The sequence below is a fragment of the Acidovorax sp. sif0632 genome (assembly GCF_019218805.1).
GTDB classification, from domain to species: Bacteria; Pseudomonadota; Gammaproteobacteria; order Burkholderiales; family Burkholderiaceae_C; genus Acidovorax; species Acidovorax facilis.
Genome location: NZ_JAHUWW010000004.1, coordinates 370,062 through 385,626, shown reverse-complemented (window position 1 = coordinate 385,626; position 15,565 = coordinate 370,062). Strand labels below are relative to the sequence as shown.

The 15,565-nt window shown below is 58.8% G+C and carries 11 protein-coding genes; 9 read left to right on the top strand and 2 right to left on the bottom strand.

Annotated elements, in window-relative coordinates:
* Positions 1-65 precede the first annotated feature (65 nt).
* Complete coding sequence (gene pnp, locus KW832_RS15420; RefSeq protein WP_218300591.1) at positions 66-2,312, bottom strand: polyribonucleotide nucleotidyltransferase; 2,247 nt, start codon at positions 2,310-2,312, stop codon at positions 66-68.
* Between the two features lie 207 nt (positions 2,313-2,519).
* Positions 2,520-2,786: a 30S ribosomal protein S15 gene (gene rpsO / locus KW832_RS15415; protein WP_005793232.1), complete on the bottom strand. Its 267-nt coding sequence runs from the start codon at positions 2,784-2,786 to the stop codon at positions 2,520-2,522.
* A gap of 623 nt (positions 2,787-3,409) precedes the next feature.
* On the opposite strand from rpsO, the gene KW832_RS15410 reads away from it, so the two are divergent.
* The 9 genes from KW832_RS15410 to KW832_RS15370 all read left to right on the top strand — a co-directional run bounded on the left by KW832_RS15410 (position 3,410) and on the right by KW832_RS15370 (position 15,525).
* The gene (locus tag KW832_RS15410; RefSeq protein WP_255577766.1) at positions 3,410-4,018 is read left to right on the top strand and encodes a GspH/FimT family pseudopilin; all 609 of its coding nucleotides are present in this window, start codon (positions 3,410-3,412) and stop codon (positions 4,016-4,018) included.
* 5 nt (positions 4,019-4,023) lie between these two features.
* Positions 4,024-4,686, top strand: coding sequence for a type IV pilus modification protein PilV (gene pilV / locus KW832_RS15405; protein ID WP_255577765.1), 663 nt, complete (start codon positions 4,024-4,026; stop codon positions 4,684-4,686).
* A 47-nt stretch (positions 4,687-4,733) separates the two neighbouring features.
* Positions 4,734-5,627, top strand: a complete 894-nt coding sequence (locus KW832_RS15400; protein ID WP_176886583.1) for a PilW family protein — start codon at positions 4,734-4,736, stop codon at positions 5,625-5,627.
* An 18-nt stretch (positions 5,628-5,645) separates the two neighbouring features.
* Positions 5,646-6,461, top strand: a complete 816-nt coding sequence (locus tag KW832_RS15395) for a PilX N-terminal domain-containing pilus assembly protein (RefSeq protein WP_255484970.1) — start codon at positions 5,646-5,648, stop codon at positions 6,459-6,461.
* Between the two features lie 84 nt (positions 6,462-6,545).
* On the top strand, positions 6,546-10,148 hold the full coding sequence (locus KW832_RS15390; protein ID WP_218300589.1) for a pilus assembly protein: 3,603 nt from the start codon (positions 6,546-6,548) through the stop codon (positions 10,146-10,148).
* 29 nt (positions 10,149-10,177) lie between these two features.
* Entirely contained in the window at positions 10,178-10,597 is a 420-nt protein-coding gene (locus tag KW832_RS15385; RefSeq protein WP_176886585.1) for a type IV pilin protein, read from the top strand.
* Between the two features lie 25 nt (positions 10,598-10,622).
* Positions 10,623-11,732 carry a bifunctional diaminohydroxyphosphoribosylaminopyrimidine deaminase/5-amino-6-(5-phosphoribosylamino)uracil reductase RibD gene (gene ribD / locus KW832_RS15380; protein ID WP_218300588.1) on the top strand — a complete coding sequence of 370 codons (1,110 nt, stop codon included), beginning with the start codon at positions 10,623-10,625 and terminating at the stop codon, positions 11,730-11,732.
* Between the two features lie 564 nt (positions 11,733-12,296).
* Positions 12,297-13,499 (top strand): ammonium transporter, encoded by a 1,203-nt coding sequence (locus KW832_RS15375; RefSeq protein ID WP_055393202.1) that lies wholly within the window; start codon positions 12,297-12,299, stop codon positions 13,497-13,499.
* Between the two features lie 106 nt (positions 13,500-13,605).
* Positions 13,606-15,525, top strand: a complete 1,920-nt coding sequence (locus tag KW832_RS15370; RefSeq protein ID WP_218300587.1) for a phospholipase D family protein — start codon at positions 13,606-13,608, stop codon at positions 15,523-15,525.
* The last annotated feature ends 40 nt before the right edge of the window (positions 15,526-15,565 follow it).

The following is a 15,565-nucleotide window of genomic DNA, read 5'->3' as shown; positions in this document are numbered from 1 at the left end:
GATTTTGGCTGCCAGCACTTTATTTAAAAGCACAAGCAGCTACAAAATCAATAGCAAAAATCCGATCAACCGACAATCTGCCCGGAACCGCTGTCCGAAGGCAAGGACTGTTGCTGTTGCTGTTGATCCGCGGGCTGACGGCTCCCGTCACGACCATGGTCACGGCGTGGTTCGCGGTCGCCGCGCTCTGCTGGAGCAGGACGGTCGCTGCCGCCGGCAGGACGATCGGCCAGCACCTTCATCGACAGCTTGACGCGGCCCTTCTCGTCGGTTTCCATGACCTTGACCTTCACGATCTGGCCTTCGGTCAGGTAATCGCCCACGCGTTCAACGCGCTCGTGGGCAATCTGGCTGATGTGCAGCAGACCATCCTTGCCGGGCAGCAGATTGATCAGTGCGCCGAAGTCCAGGATCTTGGTCACAGGGCCTTCGTAGATCTTGCCAATTTCGACTTCGGCCGTGATCTGCTCGATGCGCTTCTTGGCCTCGTCGGCCTTGGCTGCGTCAGTGGCGGCGATGGTGATGGTGCCGTCTTCCTCGATGTTGATCTGGCAGCCGGTTTCTTCGGTCAGCGCACGGATCACCGCGCCGCCCTTGCCGATCACGTCACGGATCTTCTCGGGGTTGATCTTCATCGTGTAGAGCTTGGGCGCAAAGTTCGACACCTCAGTCTTGGCTTCACCCATGGCCTCTTGCATCTTGCCCAGGATGTGCATGCGCGCTTCCTTGGCCTGGGCCAGGGCGACCTGCATGATCTCCTTGGTGATGCCCTGGATCTTGATGTCCATCTGCAGCGCAGTAATACCAGCCGTGGTACCCGCCACCTTGAAGTCCATGTCACCCAGATGATCTTCATCACCCAGAATGTCGGTCAACACGGCAAAACGGTTGGCATCCTTGATCAGGCCCATGGCGATACCCGCCACATGCGCCTTCATCGGAACGCCCGCGTCCATCAGCGACAGGCAGCCACCGCAGACCGAGGCCATCGACGACGAGCCGTTGGATTCGGTGATTTCGGACACCACGCGCATGGTGTAGGGGAATTCTTCCTTCGTCGGCAACACGGCAATCAGAGCGCGCTTGGCCAGACGACCGTGGCCGATTTCGCGGCGCTTGGTCGAACCCATGCGACCCACTTCACCGGTGGCAAAGGGAGGCATGTTGTAGTGCATCATGAAGCGGTCTTCATACTCGCCAGCCAGCGCATCAATGCGCTGAGCGTCGCGCTCGGTGCCCAGCGTGGTCACCACCAGCGCCTGGGTTTCGCCACGCGTGAAGAGCGACGAGCCATGGGCGCGGGGCAGTACGCTGCCACGGATTTCGATAGGGCGCACGGTGCGCGTGTCGCGGCCATCGATCCGGGGCTCGCCGGCTAGGATCTGGCTGCGCACGATGCCAGCTTCGATATCGAACAGCATGCCTTCAACCTTGACAGCGTCGAACTCGACACCCTCAGCCTTCAAGGCTGCCATCACGGCCGCATAAGCTTCGCGGCAAGCCTGCGTGCGGGCTTGCTTGTTGCGGATCTGGTAGGCAGCGCGCAGCTTGTCGTCGGCCAGGGCCACCACTTTGGCGATCAGGGTTTCGTCCTTGGCAGGGGCTTCCCACTGCCATACGGGCTTGCCAGCATCGCGCACCAGTTCGTGGATGGCGTTGATGGCCACATTGCCTTGCTCGTGGCCAAACACCACAGCGCCGAGCATGATTTCTTCGGACAGTTGTTGCGCTTCGGATTCCACCATCAGCACGGCGGCCTCGGTACCTGCCACCACCAGATCCATCTGCGAGTTCTTGCGCGCAGTCTGACCAGGGTTGAGCACGTATTCGCCCTTGATGTAGCCCACGCGTGCGGCGCCGATAGGACCGTTGAACGGGATGCCAGAGATGGCCAGGGCTGCACTGGTAGCGATCAGGGCTGCGATGTCAGCGTCCACCTCTGGGTTCAGCGACACCGTGTGGATCACCACATGCACTTCGTTGAAGAAACCTTCGGGGAACAGCGGGCGGATCGGACGGTCGATCAGACGGCTGGTCAGGGTTTCGTGCTCGCTGGGCTTGGCTTCGCGCTTGAAGAAGCTGCCAGGGATCTTGCCTGCAGCGTAGGTCTTCTCGATGTAGTCCACCGTCAGGGGGAAGAAGTCCTGTCCTGGCTTGGCACCCTTGGATGCCACCACGGTGGCCAGCACCACGGTGTCATCAATGTTCACCAGCACAGCGCCGGAGGCTTGGCGGGCGATCTCACCCGTTTCCATGATGACGGTCTTGTCACCCCACTGGAAGGTCTTGGTGACTTTGTTGAAAATGCTCATGTTCAGCTCCTGTTTTAATAGCTGGTAGTGCTCTACCAGATTGGCTTGGAGAGCAATTCAGAACACGATGCCATTCCAGGGAACCTGCACACCAACCCATGGCGGCAACTTCATTGGAATGACACAGCTTCGCTCTGTTTTGCGACTCCGAAGTAAAAAACGCCTGAGCTAGCGGACTAACCCAGGCGTTTTCGCATGCGATTGCAATTACTTGCGCAGACCCAGCTTGGCGATCAGCGCGGTGTAACGGTCAGCGTCCTTGGCCTTCAGGTAGTCCAGCAGCTTGCGACGACGGCTCACCATGCGCAGCAGGCCACGGCGACCATGGTGGTCCTTGGCATGCGTCTTGAAGTGGGGGGTCAGTTCGTTGATGCGGGCGGTCAGCAGGGCCACCTGCACTTCTGGGCTACCAGTGTCATTGGCAGCACGGGCGTTCGCCTTGACGACTTCGGCCTTGATGGAGGATGCGATCATTGTTTTTCCTTGATAAGGCCCGCAAAGGAAGCTGGGCCGTGGTTTTTACTTGCGCCAGCGGCTGGAACGGCTGCAGGCGTGCGTCTTGCACCATGCAAAACCTAGTGATTATAGCCCCGGTAGCAATTGGACCTTGCCAAGCAGGACACGATCTAGAACACTCGCACCCAACTCGCACCCAACTCGCAACCAACACCACAATCACCCAGTGACACAGAAAGCCTCCAATGACGCAAGCCTATGCAAACAGAGCGCGCAGACTTTTCCGACTCTCCCGGCAACACATTGCTCTCTCCACAGCTCCTGTCGCAATGGCCTTCTGCTTGCTGGCCAGCCCCGAAATCACTTGGGCCAAAAGCACCCAAAACAACCAAATTGCCACGACCAGCAGTTCTACGAAGAAAAAAGGTGTGACCAAAGTAACCCACCAACGAAGTGCCTCTGAAGAAACACCTGCCGAGCGCGATCGAAGGATGTATCGCGAATGCAAAGGCATGCACAACGCTGGGGCATGCAGGGGTTACACGCGGTAGTTCTCCCGTCAGACGCCGCTCATCGCCAAGTCAATGCCACTCATCAAGTGCAGACGAACGGTATCAGAAAAATCCAAATAGTATTTCGCCATGCAGCAAATGCAAACCTCTTATCGCGCTCGCTTCCTGTGGCGCAACCTCAGCACAAGCTACTCACGGGCCAACCGTGGGTTCACTATCGTTGAGTTGATGGTGGTCGTTTTGATAGTGGCCATTCTGGCCGCACTGGCACTACCCAGCTTTAATCCAATCATTGAGCGCTGGCGCGTACAGCAGGCACTTAAAGGCCTGGAATCCAGCATCTACTATGCACGCGCGGAAGCTATCAAGCGAGCGAGTACCATCTCAATCCGCAAGAACCCTACAGGCACTGACGGCTGCACACTTGCTCCAGGTAATGCTGATTGGGATTGCGGTTGGTTCGTTTTTGTAGACACGAATAGCAACGGAGTTTTCGACGCAGGCGAAGAAGTTTTACAGAGATTTACTGCCCCACGGAACACTCAGGTTACGCGCACAGCCAATTCTGCAAGTATGCAATTTGATCGTTGGGGCCGGATCACAGGCCCCTTCGTCGGCTTCAGCCTAGTTCCCCACAATAAAAACATTTCTGATCTGGCTGCTCGCGGCCTTTGCGTAAGTTCTGGGGGACGAATCAGAACCATCAAATCCGAAGAACTGCCATGCACAGCCGGCTAAACCCCATGCCACACATCGCCCCACGTCAGCAGCGCGGTATCACGCTTATCGAATCCCTTGCCGCCATAGTAGTTGCAGCACTGGGCATCGTTGGCGTTCTGGGTATGCAGATGCGAACCCTCAGCGACACCCAAACGAGCGCCTACCGCGCACAAGCCATTCGCCTGATTGAGGATCTGAGCGAGCGCATGAAAACCCATCCCAATGCACTGGGGAATATTGACAGCTATACCGTCGGCTGGCGCGCCGGTCCCGCCCCCACCCCGCAAGCCGCCAAGCTCTGCCAGGGCGCCACCGAGTGCACACACGCAGAGTTTGCGGCTTATGACTTGCGCGAATGGAAACGCACACTGGAGCGAAGCCTCCCATTGGGTGATGCCGCCGTTTTTTTTGCGCCAGCCGAAACCGTAGCCGGTAGCCGCCGCCAATTGGGCGTGATGATCCGATGGCGCGAAAACGAGCGCAGCACCGACAACGCGTATCTCGCAGATTTACTGACAACGGCAAACAATCTGGGGGGCGATGCGGGGGCACCTCTCTGCAACGCCAGCCCCACATCTACACCTAGGTACACCTGCCACCTCCAATACATACCTGTCGGTAGCCGTTGCGCCCCTTACTTTGCCGACTTCACTGTGAAGTATTTCTGCCCAGGGCCGCAGTCCTGACATCGTCTGACTCTACTCGCTTCATTTTTCTATCAGGCAAGCCCGGCATGAAATACTCCACTTTAAGGCCCAACACTCAGCGCGGCGTGACGCTGCTTGAGCTGCTGGTTGGCATCACAATTGGCCTGCTCACGATCGCCGTGGCGATGGGTGCGCTCATGGTGTCGCGCGGCGTCACTAGCAGTGTGGGTGATGTCAGCGACCTTCAGCAGCAAGCCTCCTACGCCTTTCGCGTCATTGGCTCACAGCTGCGGCAGTCTGGGTCCATCAAGCTCAAGTTATCGGCGGCCCAACTGGATGACAACACTCCAGTGCTAGCAGGCGAGGCAGTGGCGTTTGAGACTGACTACACCGACGGCACCAGCTCATTCACCTTGTCGTCAGATACGCTGAGCGGGCTGGACTCCCCCGGAGCCAGCGAATACAAATTGACCACAGGTTATCGCAACTACAAAGAAAACGTTTATCTACGCAAGGATCCTAGTGCGCCCCCGGCGCCTGAATCCGTGTTGCGCGACTGCCTGGGTGAAGAGGGCACCTCCACCCTGCTTCGAAGCCAATTTGTGTTGAATGCAGCAACGAACGAATTGCGTTGCGCTGGCACCGGTGCACCTCAGCCGATTATTAGGAACGTAGCCAACTTCCAGGTTCGTTACCTGATGCAAACGGCCGCAGGCACAGGCAACCCCAACCTGCGTTATGTCAATGCGGCTACCGTAGGCGCTCCCGGCACCCCGGGCTGGGCCCAGGTGTTTGCTGTGGAAGTCTGCCTGGTACTTTACGGCAGTGAGAAATTGAATCTTCCTGCAGGAAGCACCTACACAGACTGCGACGGCGCCACGCCAGTGGACCTGATCACATTGGCAGAACCCCGAAACCAGCGGGTGCACATGGTGTTCCGGAACGTCTACCAACTGCGCAGCCAAGGGCTGTCAGGCTAACCCACCCACAGTATTGCCATGCAACGCATGCCCTTCCCCCATTACTACTCACGACAGCCGCAACGCCAAAGAGGTGTAGCACTGTTTGTTGTTATTGTTTTTGTGATGCTTTCGATGCTGCTAGCACTATGGGCATCGCGCACCTCCATGTTTAGCGAAATGGTGGTTGGGAACGATGCCGATTACCAGCGCGCTTTTGAGGCTGCACAGGCACTGATACAGGATGCCGAACTCGACATCCGCGGAGAAAAGGCGGACGGTAGCGACTGCCGCATTCCAACACCTACAGCGTGTCGCGGAGGAAGATCTAACGTTGCGCAAGTTCCCTTAGAAACATCCGAGGCGGCCGTATTGTTGGCCGATCTAGAAAACATCACCACCGGGCCTCGCTGCATGAATGGACTTTGCCTGAAGCGGACAGGGCGTCAGGATTTCTGGAATAACGCCAGCGACAAAGCAGACCCCCTAGTTGACTTCACGCTGGCTGAAATGACCGTCGATACAGTGGGTGCGCGCTACGGCCAATACAGTGGTGCGCAACTGAGCTCCGACCCCAACGAGCCCAAAGGCAATCCTATTTTGAGAGACCAGTCAGCCAACAACCGGGGCGGCTGGTACTGGATTGAGGTTTTGCCCTACATATCGGATTCAGATAAAGGCGCTTTGATTTCCGGAGGTCCAAATCATTTGCCACTGAATATGCGACCCAATGTCGTATACCGCATTACCGCTATAGCCTATGGACGCAAAGTAAGACGCCAAGCAGGGGTCGACGTCCCGGTAACGATGGCCGTGCTGCAACAGACCTACGCCCGCCAAAAGGTCAAGAACTAGCTGCAAGTTCAAAAATGATAGTTTTTGTCGCTTGATGCAAAAGCACTAAAGCTTAACTTACCTCCATTCGATCAGGAGCACACCATGCCCCAAGCCGTTCGCAACCATAGATATTTCAAAAAGAACCTGATTGCCATGGCCGTTGGCGCGGCGTTGGCACCACACGCCAGTTGGGCGTTGGATTTTTCCCAGTCCCCGCCTGGCACCAAGGAGCCCTATGTGGCACCCAACATCATCATCTCGCTCGACGATTCGACGAGTATGAACGCTAAGGACATGATTGGGAATACGAAGACCCGCACGCAGGTACTCAAGGAGTCGCTGATAGAAGTTTTCAGTGACACCAGCTTACTGCCTGATGGGAAGATCCGGTTTGCATGGCAAACCATGGGCAACTGCACAAAAGTGGGAGGGGTAGCTTGGGCGCCAGATTTGAATGCAGCTGCAGCGTCGGCCACTACAGCCACCAACAAGAATGTCATGCGGAAGCTGGATACGACACACCGGTCGAATTTCCTCTCGTACATGAACAATTACACGGCCTGCACCAACACACCTACCCACGATATGGTGCAACGGGCCGACCAATACATGCGGGCTACATTGCACCAGAATGGCCCGTGGGCTTCTGTACCGGGAACAACCAGCACGCCATATCTTGGATGCCGGCGTAACTTCCACATTTTGTTGACCGATGGTGGCTGGAATGGCACAGAGCGGCAAACAACGCCGCGCAACTATGACAACCAAAATATCACTTTTGCAGGTGATAACACGCAGTACAACAGTGCGAATACTGACACCCGGGTTTATCGCGACACCGAAAACTACACCACCATTGCTGACTGGGCATTCAAAAGCTGGTCGGACCCGTTGAAAACCAGTGGTCTGACAGGCTCTGTCACGCCACGATCTGATTACAACACCGCTCCAGCTACAGAAACCTTTAAGAACAGGGTGACCAACTCCACTGCCACACTGAATAAATATTGGAATCCACGCTACAACCCTGCCACCTGGCCACACATGGTCACCTACACCATTGGCTTTAGTACCGATGCGGCTCCCAAGAGAAACTACAACAATGCAGGCACTGATCAGGGAACAATTACCGCGCCTTCCTCCTTGCTGCCGTACGACTTTGACGGAAGTTTTGCTGAATACGCAAATGGTACCTACTCATGGAAAGCCCAGAGTAAGGACAGGGGCCACGACATGTGGCACACCGCAATCAATGGCCGAGGTCGTTTTTTCTCTGTAGAGAAGGGTGAGGATCTGGCCAAAGCATTTCGCCTGATCATCGGCGACATCAGTACGGCCACTGAACCTGATCGAGGGTCCACGGCCACCAGCGGGAGCAATGCCTCACGGAATGATGTTGCCAAATATATTGCAAACTATATACCAGCAGAAGCTTGGAGAGGTTATGTCACTGCCGAAACAGTGAAGCCGGACGGAACTACGGTTCCTACGCCCGGCTGGGCTGGAAAAAACACGGCAGAACTTCTTGACGAAGCAGGATTCAGCGTTAGTAGCCGCCTGATTCTGAGCTATAGCACCCAAACTAACCTGGCGACTAGTCAGGAAAAGGGAGGTATTCCTTTCCGATGGGCAGCCGACGAAAGCAATCTCAGTACAGCACAGAAGAACCTCTTAAATCTCAAGAAGGACGGTAGTAGCGATACGCTCGGACAAGATCGGCTTAACTATATCCGCGGTGATCGCACCAAAGAGGGCACGGCCACGCCTCCCAACTACACCGCCACCAAACCATTCAGAGAAAGAAAATCACGCCAGGGCGATATCGTTAACTCGGAAGTATGGTATGTCGGAGCGCCATCAAGCAACTATGCATGGAAGGGTTACGCGGCCTTCACTCGGGCACACAAAACCCGTCTGCCAATGATCTACGTTGGTGGGAACGACGGCATGCTGCATGGCTTTTCAGGGGTAGACGGTGTTGAAAAGTTGGCTTATGTGCCCAAAGGGGTGATCCCTGTATTGGGGCGTTTGGCAGATACCGACTACAACGACAATCATCGCTATTATGTGGATGGTTCCGCCATGAGTGGCGATGTGGATGTCAACGGGGGCAAAGACCCTAGCGACCCCGACTACGGCATTTACGCTCCGGATTGGCGCACCCTGCTGGTGGGCACCCTGGGAGCGGGCGGCAAGGGCTACTTTGTACTGAACGTTACGAACCCAGGCACTACAGCACCAGCCCCAGGCGACTTTACAGAAGCCAATGCCCAACAGATTGTAGTGATGGACAAAACGCGCCATGCGAGCGAATCCGTGGCGACCGTCGCAGCTTGCGAAGACACAGCCATCACCCCTGCGGCGAATAAAGAGGCTTGTTTGGCAGCCGCCGACATGGGTCACATCTTCGCCAAACCTGTGCTTGACGAGAACAACCCACAGCGCACCACGCAAATTGTGCGCATGAACAATGATCGCTGGGCTGCGGTGATGGGCAATGGCTACAACAGCAAGAGCGAACGGCCCGTGCTGCTAGTGCAATACCTGGACGGTGGCAAGGAGTTGTTGCGGCTGGTAGCAACGGGCACAACAGCAACGGGCAGCCACACCAACACGACCGACAACGGTCTATCTGCCCCGCGCTTGGTAGACATCAACAGTGATGGCCGTCCTGATGTGGTCTATGCGGGCGACCTGAAAGGCAATGTATGGAAGTTTCTCATTGCGGACAGGGACGAGAGCAAATGGGGCGTAGCACGCTGGGGCAGCCTGGCCGATAGCACCACCAACCACACCACCAACGGGGTGCCGCTGTTTACCGCCAAGGGAGGAACAGAGGGCTCGCCCAACTCTCGTACCCTGGCGCAGTCCATTACAGCAGTGCCTACAGTGCGCGCCAATGATCGCAAGAAAGAAATTGACGCTGGGGGCGGCAAAAAGAAGACTGTGGCCGTGGGCGGCATGATGGTGGCTTTTGGAACCGGACGCAACATCGCTACCGACGACCCACAGAATGCCAACAAACAAACACTTTACTCTGTGCTAGACAACACGAGTTACAAGCTGACTGGGGCTAAAAAGGATCGCGTAGCAGTCTGCGCTTCCACTTCAGACACCGCGTGTGAGGAGCTGGTGAAGTCCACCGACGACTTACCAACACCTGTAACCCAGGCGAGTTTGGTACAGCGCCAGATTCCCACTACATCCGTCTTTACGCGCGATGGTCGTCAGTTCTGGACTATCGATGCAACTACGGCGTTGGACTGGACCACCAACAAGGGTTGGTACATGGATCTGCCTGAAACACGCGAACGCCTGCTCAAGCCTATGGAGTTTTATGACAGCAGCAACATGCTGTCGGTGTTCTCTCAAATCCCCGCCAAAGGCTCACTGGTGGACAACAGTGTGGAGACTTGCGAAGCGGGCTCTGTGGAAAAGGAACGTCAGTATTGGACTCTGATCAACATCATGGACGGCAAACGCCCGAGCGTGCAGATCATGGACACCAATGGGGATGGCAAGTACAACCTAACCTCTGACATGGGAGCTTCCCGCATGTCAGTGGCCGCAGGCTCGCACACAATGATTCAACGCGGAGACAAAATTCGTATCAGTGGCAAAAAGGCCGACGGCACCGAAGACGGCGAGGACAACGCAACGTTCCCAGAGCAGAGCATGCGCCCAAGCTGGCGGCAACTGCGCTAAGCTCAATCTCCATCAGGAGTAGTTTTTATATGAAACGACAACACCGTGGCTTTACGCTCGTCGAGATCATGGTTGTGGTGGCCATTATTGGCATTCTCACAGCCATAGCCATGCCTAGCTACAATGAGTACATTCGTCGTGGGCACCGTGCAGACGCCCGTGCCGGACTGTTACAAGCACAGCAATGGCTCGAGCGTGCGTCAACAGCCACTGGAACATATCCAGTCGTACTGCCGGCACACCTTACGTGGGTTGGGGACACCACCAAGCGATACACGATTAGTTTTCAAGCAGGAAATACCAACTCAGCCTACACCTTGATTGCAACCCGCCGAGCACCTGGCCCTCAAGCAACAGATCGGTGCGGAGACTTCACTCTCACCAGCACAGGTATGCGTGACGCAATCAATCTGACCGGTATCACTGCGGCAGAATGCTGGAACAAATAGCCTCTGAGCTACTATCCCGGGCGCCATGATTGATTTAGCGCCATCCCACACCCACCAAGCGCTTGGGCTCGCAACCCAAGCGCTTTTTGTTTCCAACCCCAACCCGCGTGTTGGTTGCGTCCTTGTTTCTCCCGGTGGCGAGGTCATAGGCCAAGGCTCGACGCAGCGCGCTGGCGGCCCGCACGCTGAAGTCATGGCGCTGCGTGATGCCAAGGATAGGGGACTGGACACCCTGGGCGCTACGGCCTGTGTCACCCTGGAGCCCTGCTCCCACCAAGGGCGAACGGGACCTTGCTGTGATGCGCTGATCCAGGCTGGCATTGCCAAAGTGGTTGCTTCGTTGGCAGACCCCAACCCCCTGGTAGGCGGGCGCGGGTTTGACCGGCTGCGTGCGGCAGGGGTGGAGGTCGTGGTCGGCCCGGGGGCTGAAGAATCCCGAGAACTCAACATTGGTTTTTTCAGCCGCATGATCCGGGGTACACCCTGGGTGCGGCTGAAAGTTGCAAGCTCGCTGGATGGCACCACCGCCCTGAACAATGGCGCCAGCCAGTGGATCACGTCACGCGCTGCGCGGGCGGATGGACACGCGTGGAGGGCCAGGGCGTGCGCTGTATTGACGGGCATTGGCACCGTGCTGGATGACAACCCCCGGCTAGACGTCCGCGAAGTTCCCACGCCACGCCAGCCCCATGTGGTGGTGGTGGACAGCCAGTTGCAGTTGCCGACCGACGCCAATCTGCTGATGAAAGGGCGCGATTGTTATGTCTACACAGCCTCTGACAACGAAACCAAGAAGACAGCTTTGCAAGCCTGTGGTGCTACGGTGATCCACCTGCCCAACGCGAACGGCAAGGTCGATCTTTCGGCAATGCTCCAGGACCTGGGCCAACGGGGCATCAACGAGCTGCATGTAGAGGCTGGGCACAAGCTCAATGGCTCTCTGGTCCGAGAAGGCCTTGTCGATGAGCTGTTGCTGTACCTGGCACCACGGCTTTTGGGTGCGGGACGGGGAATTGCAGACTTTGGCCCGTTGACGGCCTTGGCCGATGGGCTGGCGCTGGAATTCAAGTCCGTAGAGACCTTGGGCGCGGACTTGCGTGTTGTGGCACGGGTGCAGGGACGCGACAGTTTCTAACTCCCCCACCCCACACTCCCGACAGGCACGGGCTTCGCCATGCGGAAGGTAAAAAATGGGTGGGGCAACGACCGAACAACAGCAGCTGGTGGGCTCTGCGGGCGCAGCCAAGTGGGAAGTGCCTGCAAAACAACGCAAGCCCCCAGCCGCAAGGGGCACTCACCCTCGCAGCACAAAGATGACCCGCCACCACCACCCAGCTCAGCCCACCTCCGCAGAAGACGACAGCCTCGGCAAGGCGGCTGCGTTTTGATACTAAAAAAACTCTCACAAAGACACCAGCGCCAAACTCGCTCAAAACTTGGGCTTTGCACAAGCCAGATACCTCGCGACTTTCACTGGATGGCAGTTGCGCGCTCGCGCCGTCGTCATCGCTGCTGGGCGGCGACGACCCTCGCGGCACGGCCCATTGCCACCTCTCCTCCCCAGTCCTTTCCGCACCACACCAAAACAGTGCAAAACAACGCACCATTCTTTGGCGCGATTTTTGCTTCAACTTGGTGCAAATCTGGTAGCTAGGCTCGAAACGCACCAGAACAGATCAACCAATCGCGCGAGGACGTTATGGAAGCACTCAAACAGGGCACTGATGCCCTGTTCATTCTTCTGGGGGCCATCATGGTGCTGGCCATGCATGCAGGGTTTGCCTTTCTGGAACTGGGCACGGTTCGCAAAAAGAACCAGGTGAATGCGCTGGTCAAGATCCTGGTGGACTTTTCGGTGTCCACCGTGGTGTATTTTGTGGTGGGCTACAGCGTGGCCTATGGCACGCATTTCTTTGTGAGCGCGGAATCGCTGGCGCAGCAAAACGGCTACGCACTGGTCAAGTTCTTCTTCCTGCTCACTTTTGCGGCTGCCATTCCGGCGATTGTGTCGGGCGGGATCGCGGAGCGGGCCAAGTTCTGGCCCCAGCTGATGGCCACGGCGGTCATTGTGGGGTTTGTCTATCCGTTCTTTGAAGGCATTGCCTGGAACCAGCACTTTGGGGTGCAGGCCTGGATCAAGGGACTGACGGGCGAAGAGTTCCACGACTTTGCGGGCTCCATCGTCGTGCATGCCATGGGCGGGTGGATCGCCCTGCCGGCCGTGATCCTGCTGGGCTCGCGCGCCAACCGCTACCGTAAAGATGGCGCCATCTCTGCCCACCCGCCTTCCAACATCCCGTTTTTGGCGCTGGGCGCCTGGGTGCTGGTGGTGGGATGGTTCGGCTTCAATGTGATGAGCGCGCAAACCGTGGACAAGCTCTCCGGCCTGGTGGCCGTGAACTCGCTGATGGCCATGGTGGGCGGCACGTTGGCGGCGTTGGTGCTGGGCAAGAACGACCCGGGCTTCGTGCACAACGGCCCGCTGGCCGGGCTGGTGGCTGTGTGCGCGGGCTCCGATCTGATGCACCCGCTGGGAGCGCTGGTGGTGGGTGCCGTGGCAGGAGCAATCTTTGTGGTGATGTTCACGCTCACCCAGAACCGCTGGAAGATCGATGACGTGCTCGGCGTGTGGCCGTTGCATGGCCTGTGCGGCACATGGGGCGGGCTGGCTGCAGGCATTTTTGGCAGCAAGGCGCTGGGTGGGCTCGGTGGTGTGAGCTTCTCGGCCCAGTTGATCGGCAGCACCCTCGGCGTGGCCTGGGCGCTGGTAGGTGGCCTGGTGGTGTATGGCATTCTCAAGAGCACGGTGGGCCTGCGGCTCACGCAGGAAGAGGAATTTGACGGGGCTGACCTGTCGATCCACAAGATCAGCGCCACGCCAGACCGCGAAGTGAGCTGGTAAGCCCGGCGAGGCGCTGAGAAGGCCACTGCCAACCTGGCAGCCGCTGTGGCGGAGTTGGCGCCGCGTCTGACAAGCGCGGCCACCGCCACAAGGTCACAATCGCGCCATGCTTTTATCGACCCCTGCCATTCCAGCGTTTCTGGGCAACACGGCCCGCTACGGCTGGCTGGCGCTTTTGGCCGTCATCGTCGCAGGCGCAACCAGCGGCTGCGCCGGCCTGCCCAAGGACGTGGAGCGGCCGGTGTCGAGCGCCCTGGCCTCCCCCGCAGGGACGCCCCTGGGCCAACTCGTGGAGGAGCGCCGGGCATCGGCAGGCGGCCGCCACCCCTCGGGGTTCCTGCTGCTCAGCGGGCCACAGGCAGCCTACAGCAGCCGCTTGGCGCTGGTAGATGCCGCGCAGAAAACGCTGGACCTGCAGTACTACGCCATCCATGCCGACGCCAGCACCGAGCGCCTGCTGCTCAGTGTGGTGGCCGCAGCCCGGCGCGGCGTGCGTGTGCGGGTGTTGCTGGACGACTTTCACAGCGTGGGCCGGGATGCGCAGGTGATGCGCCTGGCCTTTGTACCCAACATCGAGATGCGCATGTTCAACCCGCTCACCGGGGCACGGGGCTCGCCGCTGGGGCGCATGTTCAGCGCGTTGAGCGACTTTTCGCGGGTGCAGCAGCGCATGCACAACAAGCTCTTCATCGCCGACAACGCCATGGGCGTCACCGGGGGCCGCAACTTGGGGGATGCCTATTTCGGCAATGCCGACTCCGGCAATTTTGTGGACCTGGACGTGCTGGCCGCAGGGCCTGTGGTGCAGGATCTCTCCCGCAGTTTCGACAGCTATTGGAACAACGAGCGCGCCTACCCCGTGCAATCGCTGGTCACGCGGGAGGAACTGGACATTCTGCGCGAGCGCATGCGCAACTCGGATGCCGTGCAGCGCGAGCGTATCGCAGGCCAGGGTGGCGCCCTGGCACCGGACAGCCAGCCCGTGCAAGACGGCCGGCGAACCACCGCCGCCCAGCGTGCGCGCATCTGGGACTACCAGCCCATGGACCTGGCGCAAGCGCAGTTCACCTGGGCCCCTGCGGCGGTGCTGGTGGACAAGCCTGCCAAGATTCCGCCCGATGGCACCTCCCTGGCCGCGCTGCCTGAAAAGCCTCCGTCCCGGGCCACCCCCCTCGCCGTCGTGTCGCGGGGCGCTGCGCGTGCGCCAGCCAAGGCCCCCACCGAAGCCCTGACCGTGGCGGCCGGTGCCGCTGCCACCCCCGAATCGTCAGCGTCCAATCCCGCCAACGGCATCCCATCGGCCACTGCAGCAGTGTCTACCCCCGACCCTGCAACTCTTGATGCCCAGACCGATACCGTGGTGGATGGACTGCTGCACCTCATGGGACAGGCGCGGCGCGATCTGCTCATCATTTCGCCCTACTTCGTGCCAGGGCCCGACATGAAGCAGGCCTTTGCAGCCGCACGCGCGCGGGGCGTTCGGGTGCGGGTGCTCACCAACTCGCTGGCCTCCAACGATGCACCCATTGCCCACGCAGGCTATGCGCGCCACCGGCCCGATCTGCTGGCCATGGGCGTCGAGCTGTACGAAATGCGCAGCGAGCTCACGGGCGTGCTGCGCGGGGCACTGGGCTCCACGGGCAGCACGGGGGGGCGTGATGGTATCAGCGGTGCGGCCAGTTCTGTCGGCAGCTCACGCGCCATGCTGCACTCCAAGATTCTGATCATGGACGGCCGCCTGCTGGTGGTGGGTTCGATGAACCTGGACATCCGCTCGCAGCGGCAGAACACGGAGATCGCGCTGCTGATCCGCAGCAGCGACCTGTCACGCCGCGCCACCACGCAGATCGAAACGGCATTGCGCGAAGCCGCTTGGCATGTGCAGTTGCGCGATGGCGGCCAACTGGTGTGGCATGCCCCCGAGGGCAGCGGCCTGCCAGATGCCACCACCGAACCCGATGCCAGCGCGCCACTGCGGCTGATGCTGCAACTGCTGGGCCCGCTGGCGCCGGATCACCTGCTCTAGGGATGGCCTGCATAACTCCCTGCGGTCGGTGATAGCGCGG